Raw genomic sequence first — 16,957 nt, 5'->3', positions numbered from 1 at the left:
TTTCTCGCTCACGCGCTCCGGCTGTGCTCATCACTGAGCCGCTCCCCGCGCGGCTCAGCGCAGTCGGCCCGTTCACGTGGTGCGTTCCGCGGAACGGGTCGCGTCGCGCTGCCTCGAAACGCTGACACGCGTTTCTCGCTCACGCGCTCTGCCTGAAGCTGCTCGTGGTCGACCTGGGCTCCTCCATGCTGGTCGAGTAGCCGCGCAGCGGCGTATCGAGACCGTCCCTCGACCAGCGGTGCAGCTCCAGGCGCACACCATCAGCCAGGAGCCGCCCTCGTCGCCCACCAGCGATGACTCCGCGCCACAGCTGATACTGCGCCGGGCGGAGCCGGATCTCGATACGCGCGCTCCGCGCGCTACTCGATCAGCATGGGGCGGGCACCCGCCGGAGCCGTTCACCCGCAGGGCAGAGCGCGTGAGCGAGAATCGCGTGCCAGCGATTCGAGGCAGCGCGACGCGGCACGCTCTGCGGGACGCACCACGTCGCGAAGCCGACTGCGCTGAGCCGCGCGAGGAGCGGCTCAGAGGATGGCGAGCACATCGTCGGCTTTCAGCCAACGATGTGCATGGCGCGCGCCGCCTCCGAGATGGAGCCGGTGAGGCTGGGGTAGACGGTGAAGGCGCGGGCGACCTGGTCGACGGTGAGGCGGTGCTCGACGGCGAGAGCGAGGGGGAAGATCAGCTCGCTGGCCTTGGGGGCGACGATGACGCCGCCGATGACGGTGCCGGAGCCGGTGCGGGCGAAGACCTTCACGAAGCCGTCGCGGATGCCCATCATCTTGGCCCGCGGGTTGGCGGCGAGCGGGAGCTTGTAGATCTCGCCCTGGGCGAGGCCCTCCTCGATCTCCTTCTGGCTCCAGCCGACGGTCGCGATCTCGGGCTGGGTGAAGATGTTCGCCGCGACGTTGCGCACCTCGGTGGGGTTCACCGCGTCGCCCATGGCGTGGAAGACGCCGGTGCGGCCCTGCATGGCGGCGACGGAGGCGAGCGGCAGGAACGTGGTGCAGTCGCCGGCCGCGTAGATCGAGGGGACGCTGGTGCGCGCGACGCGGTTCACGCGGATGTGGCCCGACTCGGTGAGCTGGACGCCCGCCTCCTCGAGGCCGATGCCGGCGGTGTTCGGGATCGAGCCGACGGCCATCAGGCAGTGCGAGCCCTCGACGACGCGGCCGTCGGACAGCACGGCGCGGACACCGGTCTCGGTGCGCTCGACGCGGTCGGCGCGCGACTTGGACAGCACGACCATGCCGTTGCGCTTGAAGACGTTCTCGATCACGGCGGCGGCGTCGGCGTCCTCGCCGGGGAGGACCTGGTCGCGGGAGGAGATCAGCGTGACCTTGGCGCCGAGGGCGCGGTAGGCGGAGGCGAACTCGGCGCCGGTGACGCCGGAGCCGACCACGATCAGGTGCTCGGGCACCGTCTTGAGGTTGTAGAGCTGGGTCCAGCTCATGATCCGCTCGCCGTCGGGCGCGGCGGACGGCAGGATGCGCGGGCTGGCGCCGACGGACACGACGATGGTGTCCGCCTCGATCCGGTCGAAGTCCATGCCCTCGTCGCCGGGGGCGGTCGCGACGATCAGCGCGTTCGAGCCGTCGAGGCGTCCGTCGCCCTGCACGATGCGCACGCCGTGGTGCACGAGGTTCGCGCGCATGTCCTCGGACTGCTGGCGGGCGAGCCCGAGGAGGCGCTTGTTGACCGTGGCGAGGTTGACCGCGACCTCGGGGCGGACCGGCTTGTTGGTCTGCTCGTGGCGGGTGAAGAACTGCACGCCGAGGTCGGCGGCCTCGCCGATCGCATTTGTGGCCTCGGCGGTCGCGATCAGCGACTTCGAGGGCACGACGTCGGTGATGACGGCCGAGCCGCCCACTCCGACCCGCTCGACGAGGGTGACCTCGGCGCCGAGCTGGGCTCCGGCGAGGGCGGCCTCGTAGCCGCCGGGTCCCCCTCCGAGGACGGCGATCCGCTGCGTGCGCTCGAACTCGTAAGGCATGCCTCCCATTGTCCTCCCGTGCTGGGAGTTCGCCCAATCGACGCGGATCCGGGAGGGTCCGCGGGCCTCGCCCGCCCCCGCGTCGTGCGTGGATAGGGTGGGGGAATGGCTGACCAGACCCCCAATCCGCTCGACTCCGCCGACGCCGATCCCTTCGCGATCGCCGCCGAGGCCGCCGCCCAGATCATCGAGGCGACCGGCGTCGAGAAGCACGACATCGCCCTCACGCTCGGCAGCGGCTGGGGCAAGGCCGCCGACGCGATCGGCGAGACGACGGCCGTGGTCCCGGCGACCGACATCGTCGGCTTCACGAAGTCGGCCGTGCACGGCCACGGCGGCAGCCTCCGCTCGGTGCTGCTGCCGACCGGCAAGCGCGCGCTGATCATCGGCGCCCGCACCCACTACTACGAGGGGTACGGCGTGCGCCGGGTCGCGCACAGCGTCCGGGTCGCCGCGGCGACCGGCGCCTCGGTGATGATCCTGACCAACGGCGCGGGCGGCATCAAGGAGCACTGGACGCCCGGCACCCCGGTCCTGATCAGCGACCACATCAACCTCACCGCGGACTCCCCGCTCGAGGGCGCGACCTTCGTCGACCTCACCGACCTCTACTCGGCCCGCCTGCGCGCGCTGGCCCGCGAGACCCGCGCCGACCTCGACGACGGCGTCTACGTGCAGTTCCGCGGCCCGCACTACGAGAGCCCGGCCGAGGTGCAGATGGCCCGGATCATCGGCGGCCACATCGTCGGCATGTCGACCGCCCTCGAGGCGATCGCGGCGCGCGAGGCGGGCATGGAGGTGCTGGGCATGTCGCTGATCACGAACCTGGCGGCGGGCATCCAGAAGACGCCGCTGAGCCACGAGGAGGTCCTCGAGGCCGGGCGGAACGCCGAGGACGACCTCGCCCGCCTCCTCGCCGGGATCACGGGCGCACTGTGACGGCGGACGTCCGCGCGCGCGCCGAGGACTGGCTCGCCCAGGACCCCGACCCGGAGACGCGGCAGGAGCTCGTCGACCTGCTGTCGGCCGACGCCGCCGGTGACCCCGCCTCCGCGGCCGAGCTGGCGGACCGCTTCCGCGAGCGCCTCGCCTTCGGCACCGCCGGGCTCCGCGGGGCGATCGCGGCCGGGTCGAACCGGATGAACCGCGTCCTCGTCTCGCAGGCGGCCGTCGGCCTCGCCGACCATCTGCGCGCGCAGGGCCTCGAGCGCCCGCTGATCGTCATCGGCTACGACGGGCGGAGGAACTCCCGCGTCTTCGCCGAGGACTCGGCCGCCCTGATGGCCGGCGCGGGTGCCGACGCCGTGCTGCTCCCCCGCCTGCTGCCGACTCCCGTGCTCGCCTTCGCCGTCCGCCACCTCGGCGCCGACGCCGGAGTGATGGTGACGGCGAGCCACAACCCGCCGCAGGACAACGGCTACAAGGTCTACCTCGGCGGCGACGACGACGGCTCGCAGATCGTGCCGCCGGTCGACTCCGCGATCGCCGAGCGGATCCTCGCGGTCGCGACCGAGCGCCGCGTCACCGAGCTGCCCCGGGGCGAGTACCGCGTCGCCGACGAGTCGGTCGTCGACGCCTACATCGCCGCGACGGCGGCGGTCGGCCGCCAGTCGGCGCCGCTCCGCGTCGTCTACACGGCGATGCACGGCGTGGGCTGGGAGACGGCGCACCGGGTCCTCTCGGCCGCCGACTTCGACGAGCCGGCCGTGGTCGTCGAGCAGATCGATCCCGATCCCGCGTTCCCGACCGTGGCCTTTCCCAACCCCGAGGAGGCCGGCGCGCTCGACCTCGCCTTCTCGACGGCCCGCTCGGGCCGTGCTCAGCTGATCGTCGCCAACGATCCCGACGCCGACCGCTTCGCCGCGGCGATCCCGGACGCGTCGCTCGAGGACGGCTTCCGCCGCCTCTCCGGCAACGAGGTGGGCGCGCTGCTCGGCTGGCGCGCCGCCGAGCGCGCCCGCGCCGCGGGACGGGAGGGCGGCGCGCTGGCCTGCTCGATCGTCTCCTCCCCCGCGCTCGGCGCGGTCGCCCGCGACTACGGTCTGGAGTTCGCGGAGACGCTGACCGGCTTCAAGTGGATCTCCCGCGTCCCGGACCTCGTCTTCGGCTACGAGGAGGCTCTCGGCTACCTCGTGAACCCGGAGACGGTCCGCGACAAGGACGGGATCTCGGCGGCGCTCGCCTTCCTCGATCTCGCCTCCTCGCTCGCCGCGGAGGGCCGCACGATCGCCGACGAGCTCGACGCCTTCGCCGAGCGCTTCGGCCTGTTCGGCTCGGAGCAGATCTCGCTCCGGGTGACCGACCTCTCGGAGATCGGCCGGATCATGGCGGGGCTGCGCAGCGCGCCGCCCGCCGCGATCGGCGGCCTCGCCGTGCAGCGCACGGAGGACCTGCTCGCGGCGGGCGGAGCGCTGCCGCCGACGGATGCGCTGCGGTTCACCCTCGACGGCGCCCGCCTGATCGCCCGGCCGAGCGGCACCGAGCCCAAGGTGAAGCTCTACCTCGACGCGTGGTCGCACGAGGCGGACACCGACGCCCGCCGCGGCGCGGTCGCCGCCCGCCTCGACGCCCTCCGGACGGGAGCCGCCGAGCTCCTGCGCTGAGCGGCGGTCAGCCGCGATCGGGAGCGTCCGCCAGCCCCGGGTCGGCGTCGCCGGTGTAGATCGGCTGCGCCCGGTCCAGGAGGAAGTCGGACACGGCGGCGCGTGTCCGCTCGAACGCCGCGGCCCACGGATCGTGGTCGGCGCCCGCGATGTAGACCGTCTGAGCACCGGGGATCGCCCGGGCGAGCGCGTGCTGGCCGCGCCAGTCGACGTGGTCGTACTGCTGTCGGACGAGCAGCGTGGGCACCTGCACCGCGCCGAGCCCGGCGAGCGTCGTCTCCCAGTGGGCTTCGAAGTCGGCGTTCAGCAGCGTGTTCGAGAAGATGTTGAGACCGCTGGGCTGGCCCGTCAGCGTCGCCGTCGCCCGTCTGCCGTCGTCCTGAGAAAGCAGGTTCACGGCGGCGTCGGGGCCGACGGTCCGCAGGAGCGCCAGGCCGGCGGTCAGGCGCAGCTGAGTGCCGAGCGGAAGAGGGGCCGACTGCTCGGCGTTCGGGTCCTCGCTCATGCGGGCATCGGCCGCCGCCCGCGCTTCGTCGGACGCGCGTCGCCCCTCCTCGGACGGGTCATAGGTTCCGGCGGCGATGAGGACCGCCTTCTCGACGTGCTCGGGGTGCTCAGCGGCGTAGGCGGCCGCGAGGAAGCCGCCCGCGGAGTGACCGACGAGGATCACGCGGTCCGCGCCGGTCCGCTCGCGGACGGCGTCGATGTCGGCGAGCGACCGCTCAAAGCTGTAGTCGCGCAGCGGGAGATCAGCGGAGTAGCCGGCACCGGCCTGGTCGAACAGGTAGACGTCGTGGCCGGTCTCGGCGAGGGTGGGCAGGGAGTCGAGGTCCGCGGGGGTGACGAACGCACCGGGGCCGCCGTGGAGGTAGACGATCGGGACGTCGGATCCGCCGGGAGTGGTCGCCGCGGTCTTCCAGTAGGCGAGGTGCGAACCGGTGGAGAGGTCCCAGTACTGCGGGGCGACCGGGCTGGAGCCTGCGGACGACCCGCCGATCGGCGCGAGGACGGTCCCGCCGGCGAGTGCGCCGACGGCGGCGGTCGCGACGACCGCGACGACGACCGGAGTGCGCAGGCGCACCGACCGGCGGACCGGCCGAGGCCGTCGCGGGAGCAGGCGCTGCACGGCCGAGACCAGCAGGAAGACGAGAAGCAGGGACAGGACCACCCACACGACGATCGCGAAGGGCAGGGACGCGGTGAGCGCGAACGCCGCCGCGACCGTCGACAGGGCGAGCCCGAGGACGACGGCGACGGCCGTCGCGAGGACGGACAGGAGTCGGCGGGGCAGCGGACGCGGATGTCGGGAGGCGTGCCGGAGGCCGGGCGAGGAGGGGTCGGACGGGATCGAGGACATGGGTGGTCGGCTCCTGGGAAGGGGGCGGGCGGAGAGGGCGGATGCAGAGAAGGGCGAGCGACATCGACGTCGAGGGCCGGATCCGGGGCGCGCCGCTGCGCCGCCCCGCGGGTCGGCGGGGCGGCGCAGCGAACGGGCGGGGGTCAGCCGGCGCGGTTGACGACCGCGGCGAACGCCCCCGACGGGATGGCCGTCCCGGAGCCCAGCGGAGACACCACGCCCACCGTGGAGGGCGTGTCCCGGTCGACGGACCAGTGGTGCAGTCCGGCGAGGCCCTGCGTCTTCACGAAGGCGGCGATCTCCTCGAAGTCCTCGACGGAGGTGACCTCCTCGGTCACGTCGTTGACGCCGATCATGGCGGTCAGCTCGAGCTTCGAGTACGGGATGCCGTACTTCTCGTGGACGTTCCGGGCGGCCTGGATCGCGGACGCTCCCATGTCGGTCCTGCCGGTCTTCGAGTCGATGACCGCGTTCGCGGCAGTGGCCGACCCGTAGTCCATGGCCATCAGATTCACGGTGTAGTGCTGCACGCCGGAGGCCTTGATCGCCTCGACGGTGGGGACTCCGACGTCGTTCAGGCTCGTCTTCGACCCGTCCGAGGCCGCCGAGGTGGGAAGGGTGAACTGGAAGCGGAGGTCCGGATACTTCACCTCGGCCACGGCCGCGGCGTCGGCGAGCTCGCGGATCTGCGCGGGAGTCTGCCCCCGTTCGATGTCGAAGTCGATGCCGATCAGGTTCTTCGAGGCGTAGCGGCTGATGAACGAGTCGAGCTGCGCGGCGTTCGCGGTGAACACCGCCGAGGCTCCTCCGGTGGCGAGCACGTAGTCCACATCCGCGGCGACGAGCTGGTCGATCGAGCTGCGGAACTCGTCCGCCGTGACGCCCGCCCAGCTCGGGGCGTCCCCGGTGCCGGAGGCGAAGGCGAGCGTGACCGCGCTGCTGCCGGTCCGGCTCGCCCAGGAGTCCGGCCCCGCGAGCGAAACGATCTTCCCGTCGAGCACCGTCCGCAGCTGGTGGGTGTTCCAGTCCATGTTGATGGTGATGTCCTTGTAGCCGGAGCGCAGGACGGCGGGGGACGTTCCGGTCGCGGGCGCCGCCGAAGGTCTCGGGGTCTTCCCGGGATCGGTGGTCGGAGCGGGCGCGGGCGACGGGGTCGTGGTGCTCGCCGGCGTCGGAGTGACCGCGGGAGTCGGTGCCAGTGCCGGAGTCACCGCGGCGGCCGGCTGCCAGACCCTGCCGGAGCCGATCGGTCCAGAGTCCTCGCGGGGGTCCGCACCGCTGGTCCACCAGCCGGCGGTGTAGAGCTTCCCGCCGCGCACGACCTGCTGGCCGCCGGTGTAGGTCGCCGTCGCGCTCCACTCCGCGACACCCGGGAAGGGGTTCGTCGCGGGGGCGACCGGCGCGGAGTTCACGGACGGCGCCGAGACGGTGACGGGCGCAGGAGCGCGGGTCGGTGCGGGAGCGGCGGTCGGCGCCGGCGCGGCGGCGGGGGTCGGAGCGACCGTCGGCACGGTCACGCCCGCGGCGGGCTGCCAGACCTTGCCGGTCCCGACGGCCCCCGAGACCAGCAGCGGGTCCGCGCCGCTGGTCCACCAGCCGGCGGTGTAGAGCTTCCCCTGGCGGGTCACCTGCTGCCCGCCCGTGTACGTCGCGGTCGCGCTCCACTCGGGTGCGGCAGTGGAGGTGGCGGTGGCCGTCGACGTGACGGGGGACGCGGTCTGAGCGAGGGCGGGTCCCGCCCCCAGAACAGCACCTCCCGCCAGGAGCCCGAGGGTGGTGAGCCCGGCGATCGTGCAGCGGATGCGAGTGCGCACTTCAGTCCTCTCGATTCTATGAAGAGGCTCGGAGACGGAGCCACGTCGGAGAATCGCACGGCTGTCCCGACCCCGCCGTCCTGGCGCGGGACCTGGCGCACCACGTCGTCATCGGGAGGGACGACTCCCCAGCTGCTCGCCGCGCCTCCAGAGCCACTCGACCGGGCCGACATCGAAGCGGCGGAGCCAGAGATGCGCGGCGAGCACGACGATCGCCGCGATCAGGACGAAGACGCCGATCGTCACCGGCACCCGCCACGGGGCTGCGGAGACCGCGAGCCCGAGACCCCAGCCGTAGAACAGAGCGCCCCCGAGCAGGGTCTGCAGGAGATAGGCGCTCAGAGCGACCCGGCCGACCTCGCGAGCGCGACGCGCGAGCCCGCCGTCGCTGCCCCGGCGCAGGCCGAGCTCGGCGAGGAGGGCGAGCAGCCCGAGTGCCACCAGCGGAGCGACGAGGTAGCGCTCGGCCAGCAGACCGGCCGCGCTCCCGGTGAGTCCGAGCGCCAGATCGACCGGAGCGGCGACCGCACCGAGGACCATCAGCCGCTGCCGCAGCAGTCGCCCCTCCTCCGCGAAGAGGCCGGCTCGCAGCAGCTGGGCGCCGAGCAGGAACATCGCCAGGCTGAGGACGCCGATCAGCAGGGGTGTTCGCCTCACGCGCCGGCACCGACCCGGAGATCCGCGCCCTGCACACCGCCGGCTGGTCGCGCACGGAGGACGTCGTCCTGGAGCTGCTGCGCGCCGCGCACCCCACGGCGCCGCTCGGCCCCGACGACGCTGCGCTCCTCCTCGCCGTCCTCGACGGCATCGCCGTCGCCCGCGCCGCCGAGCAGCCGACCCGCCTCTCCCCCGCCCGCGCCCGAGCCCTCCTCACCCGCACCCTCACCCTGCTGGCCCCCTGACCCGCCGCCCCCTCCGCGAGATGCCACTTGCGCACGCTTCCCCCGGCGTGTCGCGCACCCAAGTGGCATCTCGCGACTCGGACCACCCTCGCACCCACCAGGAGCGAGCACCCTCAAGGCAGAGCGCGCGATCGAGAATCGCGTGCCAAGCGATTCTCGACAGCGCGACGCAACCCGCTCTACGGGACGCACCACGTCGACAAGCCGACCGCGATGAGCCGCGCAGGGAGCGGCTCAGAAAACGACGCAACTGATCCGCCTCCGGCGGATCAGCCGAGTGCGCGCTCGATCTTCGCCGTGATCTCGGTCTGGTCGAGGTAGTTGTCGATGACGACGACCTCGGCGAAGGTCTTGCCGATCCTGCCGGTCAGCTCGCTGGAAGTGAGGATGACCTGCGCGTCGGCGGCGAGGGCGTCGACGGAGGCGAGGTCGGAGGCGACGACCTCGGCCTCGAGGTCGAGGGCCTCGAGGGCGCGCTCGGCGCCGAGCTTGAGGATGGCGGAGGTGCCGATTCCGGCGCCGCAGAGGGTGACGATCTTCATGCGCTTCTTCCGTGGTGCGGGGTGTCGTCGGTGAGGACGGCGTTGATGCTGCGGACGGTGCGGGCGGCGGCGAGGGCCGCGACCGCGTCCGGCTTGCTGAGGACGTCGGCGAGGCCGGAGACGAAGCCGACGTGGCCGTGCGCCTGGGTGGCGGCGATGCCGATGACGACCGAGACCGGGTCGTTGGTGCTGTGGCCGAAGGCGACGGGGTCGGCGAGGGTGACCACCGAGATCCCGTCCGCGAGCACGTCGTTGCCGGGGCGGGCGTGCGCGAGGGCGAGGCCGGGGGCGATCACGATGTAGGGCCCGAGCACGTCGACCTGCTCGACCATCCGGCGGGAGTAGGCCGGGTCGACGGCGCCGCTGCGCTCGAGGGCGCGGCCCGCCTCCATGACCGCCTCGCGCCAGCTGGAGGCGGGGTGGCGCAGTGCCACCGCGGCGTCGGAGAGCGGGTCGAGGGGCATGCTCAGGCCGCCTCGAAGCCGGCACTGATGGTCTCGATCAGCTCGCGGCGCTCGTCCAGCGGCAGGAAGCTGGCCTCGGCCGCGTTGACCTGGAACGCCTCGAGATCGTCGAGGTCGTAGCCGAACGCGTCCGAGAGCAGCGCGAGCTCGCGGCTGAGCGTGGTGCCGCTCATCAGGCGGTTGTCGGTGTTGACGGTGACGCGGAAGCCGAGCTGGTAGAGCAGGTCGAACGGGTGATCGGCGAGCTCGGTGCCCCACGCGGCGATCGCTCCGGTCTGCAGGTTCGAGGAGGGGCTGAGCTCGAGCGCGATCCGCCGGTCCTTCACCCACTCGGCGAGCTCGCCGAGCGTGACGTAGCTGGCGTCGTCGTCCTGGCGCTCGACGCGGATGTCCTCCGCGAGCCGGACGCCGTGGCCGAGGCGCAGTGCCCGGCCGTCCAGGAGCGCCGAGCGGATGCTGTCGAGGCCGTCCGCCTCGCCCGCGTGCACGGTCGTCGGGAAGTGCGCGGCGGCGAGGAGCTCGAACGCGGGGCGGTGCCGCGACGCGGGGAAGCCCGCCTCCGCGCCGGCGATGTCGAAGCCGATCGCGCCGCGCTCGCGGTGGCGCAGAGCCAGCTCGGCGATCTCGAGCGAGCGGTCGGTGTGCCGCATCGCGGTGATCAGCTGGCCGACGCCGAGCCGCGAGCCGTGCGCGGCCGCCTCCTGGACGCCCTGCTCGAGTCCCTCCTGCACGGCCTCGACGGCCGCGTCGAGGGTGAGACCGGCGCGGAGGTGCTGCTCGGGGGCCCAGCGGATCTCGCCGTGGACGACTCCGTCGGCGGCGAGGTCGAGCACGAACTCGCGGGCGACGCGCTCGAGCGACGCGGCGGTCTGCATGACGGCGATCGTGGTCTCGAAGGTGGCGAGGTAGTCCTCGAGCGAGCCGGAGTCCGCCGTGCTGGTGAACCACCGCTCGAGAGCCTCGGGGTCCTCGGCGGGCAGGGCGACGCCGGTCTGCGCGGCGATGTCGACGATCGTCTCGGCGCGGAGTCCGCCGTCGAGGTGGTCGTGCAGCGACACCTTGGGCAGGTCGTCGATGAGGATGCCCTCGCCCGGGAGGAGGTACTCCTCGTGGCTGCTGCCGGTCTCGGTGCTGTCGGTCACGGTGCTCCTCCGGTGGGACGACGGGTCGCCGACCACCTTACGGTGCCGCCCGCGCCGCCCCCCCCCCCCCCCCTCGCCGCTGCCACCCCGTCCGGGTCAGGCGATGCGCTCCGCCACGAGCGGGCCGCCGTCGAGGACGGCGTCGCCCTCGTCGCCGATGCGGTACGCGCCGTCCAGCGCCTCGAGCGCGCGGGAGAAGCGGGACGGCTCGTCGGCGGACAGGGTGAAGAGCGGCTGACCGGCGCGGACCCGGTCGCCGGGCTTCGCGTGCAGGTCGATGCCGGCGGCGTGCTGCACCGCGTCCTGCTGGCGCGCGCGCCCCGCGCCGAGGCGCCAGGCCGCGATACCGAAGGGCAGCGCCTGCTGCTCGACCAGGACGCCGTCACGCTCGGCCAGAACCACGTGCGTCTCGCGGGCGGTCGGCAGCGCGCCGTCCGGGTCGCCGTCCTGGGCGCGGATGACCGCCCGCCAGGTGTCCATCGCCGCGCCGCCGTCGAGCGCGCCCTCGACGTCCGCGTCGGGCTGCCCGGCCAGCGCCAGCATCTCGCGGGCGAGCGCGAGGGTCAGCTCGCGGACGTCCGCGGGGCCGCCGCCGGCGAGCACCTCGACGGATTCGCGGACCTCGTTCGCATTGCCGATCGCGAGGCCGAGCGGCACGTTCATGTTGGTCAGCAGGGCCGTGGTGCGGACGCCGGCGTCGTTGCCGAGATCGACCATCGCACGGGCCAGCTCGCGCGAGCGCTCGATGTCGGTCATGAAGGCGCCGGAGCCGAACTTGACGTCGAGGACCAGGGCGTCGGTCCCCTCCGCGATCTTCTTCGACATGATCGAGGAGGCGATCAGCGGGATCGCCTCGACGGTGCCGGTGATGTCGCGCAGGGCGTAGAGCTTCTTGTCCGCCGGGGCGAGCCCGGAGCCCGCCGCGCAGATCACGCCGCCGACGGTCCGCAGCTGCTCGAACATCTCCTCGTTGCTGAGGTCCGCGCACCAGCCGGGGATCGCCTCGAGCTTGTCGAGCGTGCCGCCGGTGTGGCCGAGGCCGCGACCCGAGAGCTGCGGCACCGCGACGCCGAAGGAGGCGACCAGCGGCATCAGCGGCAGCGTGATCTTGTCGCCGACCCCGCCGGTGGAGTGCTTGTCGACCGTCCGCTTGCCGAGGCCGTCGAAGCTCATCCGCTCGCCGCTCGCGATCATCGCGAGGGTCAGATCGCGGATCTCGTCGCGGTCCATCCCGTTGAGCAGCACGGCCATCGCGAAAGCGGCCATCTGCTCGCCCTGGACGTAGCCGCGGGTGTAGGCGTCGATCAGCCAGTCGATCTGCGCGGTCGAGAGCGTGCCGCGGTCGCGCTTGGTGCGGATGACGTCGACGGCATCGAACGCCTCGACGGGGGTGGACGGGGTCATGCGGGGTCCTCGGTTCAGGAGTGGGAGCGGGAGGCGGCGGCGCGGCACGGCCGCGGAGGACGAGCTGCACCGCGGACGGCGACGGGGCGGGACTACTCGGCCGCGTACGCCTCGAGGGTGCGCGGACCGAACGCGTCGGGGATGACCTCGTCGATCGTCTTCACGCCCGACACGGTCTGCAGGAGCATCCCGTCGGCGGAGTGCTCGAAGAGCAGCTGACGGCAGCGGCCGCAGGGCATCAGCACCCCGCCCTTGCCGTCGACGCAGGTGAAGGCAACGAGCCGGCCGCCGCCCGTCATGTGCAGCGACGACACCAGCGCGCACTCGGCGCAGAGGGTCAGGCCGTAGGAGGCGTTCTCGACGTTGCAGCCGGAGATCACCCGGCCGTCGTCGACCAGCGCGGCGACGCCCACGGGGAACTTCGAGTACGGCACGTAGGCCTTGCCCATCGCGTCGAGCGCGGCGGTGCGCAGCGCGTCCCAGTCGATGTCGGTCATCGGATCCGTCCTCACGATTTGAGATAGGGCTTGCCGGCGGCGGCCGGACCCCTCGACTGCCCGACCAGGCCGGCGACCGCGAAGATCGTCACCACGTAGGGCAGCATCAGCATGAACTCGCTCGGCACCGGCGAGCCGATGACGCCGAGCACGTTCTGCAGGTTGGTCGCGAAGCCGAACAGCAGCGAGGCGAGGGTGGCCTTGATCGGATCCCAGCGGCCGAAGATGACCGCCGCCAGGGCGATGAAGCCCGCGCCCGCCGTCATCTCCTTGCCGAAGGCGCCGACCGCGTCGAGCGTGTAGTACGCGCCGCCCATGCCCGCGATCGCGCCGGCCAGCGAGACGTTCCAGAACCGCGTCCTGGCGACGTTGATGCCGACGGTGTCCGCGGCCTGGGGGTGCTCGCCGACCGCGCGGAGCCGCAGGCCCCACTTCGTCTTGAAGAGCCCCCACCACACCGCGAAGATCGCGAAGTACATCAGGTAGACGATGATCGTCTGGTTGAACAGCACCGGGCCGAGGATCGGCACCTGGCTGAGTCCCGGGATCGGCAGCCGGTCGAACTTGACCGGCGAGTTGAAGACGGCGGCGTCGCTGGTCAGCACCTGCGAGTAGAGGAAGCTCGTCAGCCCCGTCACGAGGACGTTGAGGACCACGCCGACGATCACCTGGTCGACCAGGTACTTGATCGCGAAGGCGGCGAGCACGAACGAGACCAGCACGCTCGCGATCATCGCCGCGAGCAGGCCGAGCACGGGCTGACGGGTCAGCGAGCCGACCATCGCCGCGGTGAAGGCGCCGGCGAGCAGCTGGCCCTCGATCGCGACGTTGACCACGCCGACGCGCTCCGAGATGACGCCGCCGAGCGAGCCGAAGATCAGCGGAGTCGCGAGTCCGACGGTGCCGAGCAGCAGTCCCGGCAGCGGCAGGGTGGCGCCCGCGGACGCCCAGACCAGGAAGCCGACCAGGAAGACGAGCGCGAAGAGCGCCGAGAGCCAGAGCGGGAGGCGGCGGGCCGAGCGGGTGAAGGCGACGGCGACCGCCGTCAGACCGACCAGGACCACCGCCACGACCACGCCGGTGGCGCGGGTCGGGAACGGCAGGTCCGGCAGGGCGAAGAAGTCGTTACCGGAGGCGAGGCGGAACGAGCTGGTGCCGTCGCGGCCGAGGGCCACGAACAGGATCACGGCCAGCAGCGAGAAGATCCCGAACGCGATCGGGGCCTTCCAGCTGCGGACGGCGACCCGGGACGCGGTCCCGGGGGCACGGGAGACTGCGGTGGTCATGCGGACACCTCCGTGGTGCGGCGCGAGCGGCGCTTGGGGGCGACCCCGGGCGTCGGGAGGCGGAAGATCGCGCGCACCAGGGGCGGCGCGGCGATGAAGAGGACGATCAGCGACTGCACGACGAGGACCACATCGATCGGCACGCCCTCGGCGGCCTGCATCGAGTAGCCGCCGGCCTTGAACGCGCCGAAGAGGATGCCGGCGAAGAACACGCCCCAGGGCCGCGAGCGGCCCAGCAGCGCGACGGTGATCGCGTCGAAGCCGATGCCCGCGTCGATCCCGGAGGTGAAGCCGGTGGTGACGGTGCCCATCACCTGCGCGCTGCCGGCCAGGCCGAGCAGGCCGCCGGAGAGCAGCATCGCGTACACGTAGCTGTTCTTGACGTCGATGCCGGCGACCCGGGCCGCGTGCGGGTTCTCGCCCACTGCGCGGAACTTGAAGCCGATGCTCGAGCGGTTGAGCAGCCACCAGACGAAGACGGTCGCGAGGATCGCGACGACGAAGCCGAGGTTCAGCGAGTAGCCGGAGCCGAGGAGGTCGGGGAAGACCGCGGTGTCCTTCATCCCGGGCGACTTGGGGTTGTTCGAGCCCGGAGCCTGGAGGGCGCCCGGCGTGCGCAGGAGGTAGGAGACGAAGTAGAACGCGACGTAGTTGAGCATGATCGTGAGGATCACCTCGTGCGCGCCGGTCCGCGCCTTGAGCAGGCCGACGAGGCCGCCCCAGAGCGCACCGCCCAGGACGCCCGCGGCGAGGGTGATCACCAGGTGCACGCCGAACGGCAGGTCGAAGGAGAAGCCGACCCAGCCGGCGCAGGCGGCGGCGATCAGCATCTGGCCGCGTCCGCCGATGTTGAAGAGCCCGACGCGGAAGGCGAGGGCGACGCCGAGGCCGCCCGCGATCAGCGGCGTGGCGAAGGCGAGGGTGTCGGTGAGCGGCTTGATGCCGTTCGCGAAGCCCTCGCGGCGGAAGTTGTAGACCGAGCCCTGGAAGAGCGAGGAGTACGCCCCCGCGACCGACTGCCAGATCGCCTGCAGCGTGTCGAGCGGCCGGGCGAAGAAGTAGCCCGAGGCCGACTGGACCTCGGGGTCGGTCGCGGCGATCAGCACGCCGCCCGCGATCAGCGAGAGCAGCACGGCGAGCACCGACATCAGCGCGGTGCCGGAGAGGATCTCGCGGAGGACGCGCGAGGCCCCGCTCTCCATCGGACCGGGCCGCGCCTCCTGACCCGGCTTCTGGCCCGGCTCGAGGCCGGTCGCCCTCTCGGACTCGGCGTCCGGATCGACGGCGGGCAACTGCGCGTCGCTCATGCGGCCGCACCCTTCTCGGCGGGCGACTGCCCGGCCATCATGAGCCCCAGGGTCTCCCGGGGAGTGTCGGCGGGGACGATCCCGATGATGCCGCCCTTGTACATGACCGCGATGCGGTCGGCGAGAGCCGCGACCTCGTCGAGCTCGGTGGAGACGACGATGACGGGCACGCCGGTGTCGCGGGTCTCGACGATCCGCTTGTGCACGAACTCGATCGAGCCGACGTCGATGCCGCGGGTCGGCTGGGCGGCGATGAACAGCCGCAGCTCACGGCTGAGCTCGCGGGCCAGGACGACCTTCTGCTGGTTGCCGCCGGAGAGGCGGCCGACGTGGGTGGTGATGCCCTGCGCGCGGACGTCGAACTCGCGGACGCGCTCCTCGGCGAACGTCTCCAGCGCCTTCAGCTGCAGGCCGAGGCCCTTGACGAAGGGGCCGCTGTCGCTGCGGTCGAGCATCAGGTTCTCGGCGATGGTGAACTCGGCGACCAGGCCGTCCTCGGTGCGGTCCTCGGGGACGAAGCCGACGCCGGCGTCGAGCACGCGGCGGACGGAGAGGCCGTCGAGCCGGCGGCCGTCGAGGGTCACCGTGCCCTCGACGCGCTCCTGCAGACCCATGATCGCCTCGGTCAGCTCGGTCTGGCCGTTGCCCTGCACGCCGGCGATCGCGAGGATCTCGCCGCGGCGGACCTCGAACGAGACGTCGTCGACGACGGCCTGCCCGTTCGCGTCGCGGACGGTGAGGTTGCTGACGACGAGGGCCTCGTCGCCCGCCCGGGCCGGCTCCTTCTGGACGGTGAGCTCGACGGCGCGGCCGACCATCAGCGAGGCCAGCTCGGCGTTGCTCGCGGTCGGCGAGGCCTCCCCCACGACCTGGCCGAGGCGGATGACCGTGATGCGGTCGCCGACCTCGCGGACCTCGCGCAGCTTGTGCGTGATGAAGACGATCGCGGTGCCGGAGGCGCGCAGCTGCCGCATGATCGCGATCAGCTCGTCGGTCTCCTGCGGGGTCAGCACGGCGGTCGGCTCGTCGAAGACGAGGACCTTCGCGTCGCGGGAGAGCGCCTTGATGATCTCGACCCGCTGCTGGACGCCGACGGGCAGGTCCTCGACGATCGCATCGGGATCGACGTCGAAGCCGAAGCGGTCGGAGATGTCGCGGACGCGGGCGCGCGCGGCGGCCAGATCGAGCCGCCCGCCCGACTTCGTCTCCTCGTGGCCGAGCATGACGTTCTCGGCGACCGAGAAGACCGGCACGAGCATGAAGTGCTGGTGCACCATCCCGATGCCCGCCTTCATGGCGTCGCCGGGGCCGGAGAAGCGCTGGACCACGTCGTCCAGCAGGATGTCGCCCTCCTCCGCCTGGTACAGGCCGTACAGGACGTTCATCAGCGTGGACTTGCCCGCGCCGTTCTCGCCGAGGAGGCAGTGGATCTCACCGGGTTCGACGGTGAGGTCGATGTGATCGTTGGCCACGAGAGCGCCGAAGCGCTTCGTGATGCCCCGCAGTTCGAGCTTCATGGGTCCAATCTAACTTTCGGCGCGGGCTGCCAGCGCGCGGGAGCCGGCGGGACAGCCGACGAGAGGCCGGTGGGCCCGAGCAGAACTCGGGCCCACCGGCCTCTTCGTCAGTGCGCTGCGATCGATCCG

General features: G+C 72.5%; 15 protein-coding genes. 3 read left to right on the top strand and 12 right to left on the bottom strand.

The window, feature by feature from the left end; all coding sequences use genetic code 11:
- Positions 1–553: 553 nt before the first annotated feature.
- Entirely contained in the window at positions 554–1,993 is a 1,440-nt protein-coding gene (locus tag MT355_RS05590) for an NAD(P)H-quinone dehydrogenase (RefSeq protein WP_127886072.1), read from the bottom strand.
- Positions 1,994–2,098: 105 nt separating this feature from the next.
- Here MT355_RS05590 and MT355_RS05585 point away from each other — a divergent pair, with 105 nt between their 5' ends.
- Positions 2,099–2,932 (top strand): purine-nucleoside phosphorylase, encoded by an 834-nt coding sequence (locus tag MT355_RS05585; RefSeq protein ID WP_123735208.1) that lies wholly within the window; start codon positions 2,099–2,101, stop codon positions 2,930–2,932.
- Positions 2,929–4,596 carry a phospho-sugar mutase gene (locus MT355_RS05580; RefSeq protein ID WP_243598832.1) on the top strand — a complete coding sequence of 556 codons (1,668 nt, stop codon included), beginning with the start codon at positions 2,929–2,931 and terminating at the stop codon, positions 4,594–4,596. The genes MT355_RS05585 and MT355_RS05580 overlap by 4 nt, the downstream gene beginning before the upstream one ends.
- A gap of 7 nt (positions 4,597–4,603) precedes the next feature.
- On the opposite strand, the gene MT355_RS05575 is transcribed toward MT355_RS05580, so the two are convergent.
- The 3 genes from MT355_RS05575 to MT355_RS05565 all read right to left on the bottom strand — a co-directional run bounded on the left by MT355_RS05575 (position 4,604) and on the right by MT355_RS05565 (position 8,424).
- Positions 4,604–5,953 carry an alpha/beta hydrolase gene (locus MT355_RS05575; RefSeq protein WP_243598831.1) on the bottom strand — a complete coding sequence of 450 codons (1,350 nt, stop codon included), beginning with the start codon at positions 5,951–5,953 and terminating at the stop codon, positions 4,604–4,606.
- Between the two features lie 143 nt (positions 5,954–6,096).
- Positions 6,097–7,767 carry a carbohydrate-binding protein gene (locus MT355_RS05570; protein ID WP_243598830.1) on the bottom strand — a complete coding sequence of 557 codons (1,671 nt, stop codon included), beginning with the start codon at positions 7,765–7,767 and terminating at the stop codon, positions 6,097–6,099.
- A 108-nt stretch (positions 7,768–7,875) separates the two neighbouring features.
- The gene (locus tag MT355_RS05565; RefSeq protein ID WP_243598829.1) at positions 7,876–8,424 is read right to left on the bottom strand and encodes a DUF418 domain-containing protein; all 549 of its coding nucleotides are present in this window, start codon (positions 8,422–8,424) and stop codon (positions 7,876–7,878) included.
- Here MT355_RS05565 and MT355_RS05560 point away from each other — a divergent pair.
- Entirely contained in the window at positions 8,412–8,669 is a 258-nt protein-coding gene (locus MT355_RS05560; RefSeq protein ID WP_243598828.1) for a TetR family transcriptional regulator C-terminal domain-containing protein, read from the top strand. The genes MT355_RS05565 and MT355_RS05560 overlap by 13 nt on opposite strands.
- A gap of 269 nt (positions 8,670–8,938) precedes the next feature.
- On the opposite strand, the gene MT355_RS05555 is transcribed toward MT355_RS05560, so the two are convergent.
- From MT355_RS05555 to MT355_RS05520, 8 genes are all read right to left on the bottom strand, one after another.
- Positions 8,939–9,211, bottom strand: a complete 273-nt coding sequence (locus tag MT355_RS05555; protein WP_243598827.1) for a PTS sugar transporter subunit IIB — start codon at positions 9,209–9,211, stop codon at positions 8,939–8,941.
- Complete coding sequence (locus tag MT355_RS05550; protein WP_243598826.1) at positions 9,208–9,675, bottom strand: PTS sugar transporter subunit IIA; 468 nt, start codon at positions 9,673–9,675, stop codon at positions 9,208–9,210. Before MT355_RS05550 ends, MT355_RS05555 begins: the two co-directional genes overlap by 4 nt.
- A gap of 2 nt (positions 9,676–9,677) precedes the next feature.
- Positions 9,678–10,817, bottom strand: coding sequence for an adenosine deaminase (locus MT355_RS05545; protein WP_374204640.1), 1,140 nt, complete (start codon positions 10,815–10,817; stop codon positions 9,678–9,680).
- A 96-nt stretch (positions 10,818–10,913) separates the two neighbouring features.
- Positions 10,914–12,221 (bottom strand): thymidine phosphorylase, encoded by a 1,308-nt coding sequence (locus MT355_RS05540; protein WP_243598825.1) that lies wholly within the window; start codon positions 12,219–12,221, stop codon positions 10,914–10,916.
- Between the two features lie 92 nt (positions 12,222–12,313).
- Positions 12,314–12,718, bottom strand: coding sequence for a cytidine deaminase (locus tag MT355_RS05535; protein ID WP_123445294.1), 405 nt, complete (start codon positions 12,716–12,718; stop codon positions 12,314–12,316).
- 11 nt (positions 12,719–12,729) lie between these two features.
- Entirely contained in the window at positions 12,730–14,004 is a 1,275-nt protein-coding gene (locus MT355_RS05530) for an ABC transporter permease (protein WP_123735200.1), read from the bottom strand.
- Complete coding sequence (locus MT355_RS05525; RefSeq protein ID WP_243598824.1) at positions 14,001–15,311, bottom strand: ABC transporter permease; 1,311 nt, start codon at positions 15,309–15,311, stop codon at positions 14,001–14,003. Before MT355_RS05525 ends, MT355_RS05530 begins: the two co-directional genes overlap by 4 nt.
- Positions 15,308–16,828 carry an ABC transporter ATP-binding protein gene (locus MT355_RS05520; protein ID WP_123445291.1) on the bottom strand — a complete coding sequence of 507 codons (1,521 nt, stop codon included), beginning with the start codon at positions 16,826–16,828 and terminating at the stop codon, positions 15,308–15,310. Before MT355_RS05520 ends, MT355_RS05525 begins: the two co-directional genes overlap by 4 nt.
- Positions 16,829–16,957 lie beyond the last annotated feature (129 nt).

The organism is Rathayibacter sp. VKM Ac-2929, from assembly GCF_022815495.1.
GTDB lineage: Bacteria > Actinomycetota > Actinomycetes > Actinomycetales > Microbacteriaceae > Rathayibacter > Rathayibacter festucae.
Note: the sequence above shows the minus strand (reverse complement) of the source record. Positions and strands in the feature narration are given on the sequence as shown.

Bases quoted from the DNA above. Each gene is read 5' to 3' on its own strand.
- MT355_RS05590 (WP_127886072.1), bottom strand. From the start codon at position 1,993: ATGCCTTACGAGTTCGAGCGCACGCAGCGGATCGCCGTCCTCGGAGGG.
- MT355_RS05585 (WP_123735208.1), top strand. From the start codon at position 2,099: ATGGCTGACCAGACCCCCAATCCGCTCGACTCCGCCGACGCCGATCCC.
- MT355_RS05575 (WP_243598831.1), bottom strand. From the start codon at position 5,953: ATGTCCTCGATCCCGTCCGACCCCTCCTCGCCCGGCCTCCGGCACGCC.
- MT355_RS05555 (WP_243598827.1), bottom strand. From the start codon at position 9,211: ATGAAGATCGTCACCCTCTGCGGCGCCGGAATCGGCACCTCCGCCATC.
- MT355_RS05550 (WP_243598826.1), bottom strand. From the start codon at position 9,675: ATGCCCCTCGACCCGCTCTCCGACGCCGCGGTGGCACTGCGCCACCCC.
- MT355_RS05540 (WP_243598825.1), bottom strand. From the start codon at position 12,221: ATGACCCCGTCCACCCCCGTCGAGGCGTTCGATGCCGTCGACGTCATC.
- MT355_RS05535 (WP_123445294.1), bottom strand. From the start codon at position 12,718: ATGACCGACATCGACTGGGACGCGCTGCGCACCGCCGCGCTCGACGCG.
- MT355_RS05530 (WP_123735200.1), bottom strand. From the start codon at position 14,004: ATGACCACCGCAGTCTCCCGTGCCCCCGGGACCGCGTCCCGGGTCGCC.
- MT355_RS05525 (WP_243598824.1), bottom strand. From the start codon at position 15,311: ATGAGCGACGCGCAGTTGCCCGCCGTCGATCCGGACGCCGAGTCCGAG.
- MT355_RS05520 (WP_123445291.1), bottom strand. From the start codon at position 16,828: ATGAAGCTCGAACTGCGGGGCATCACGAAGCGCTTCGGCGCTCTCGTG.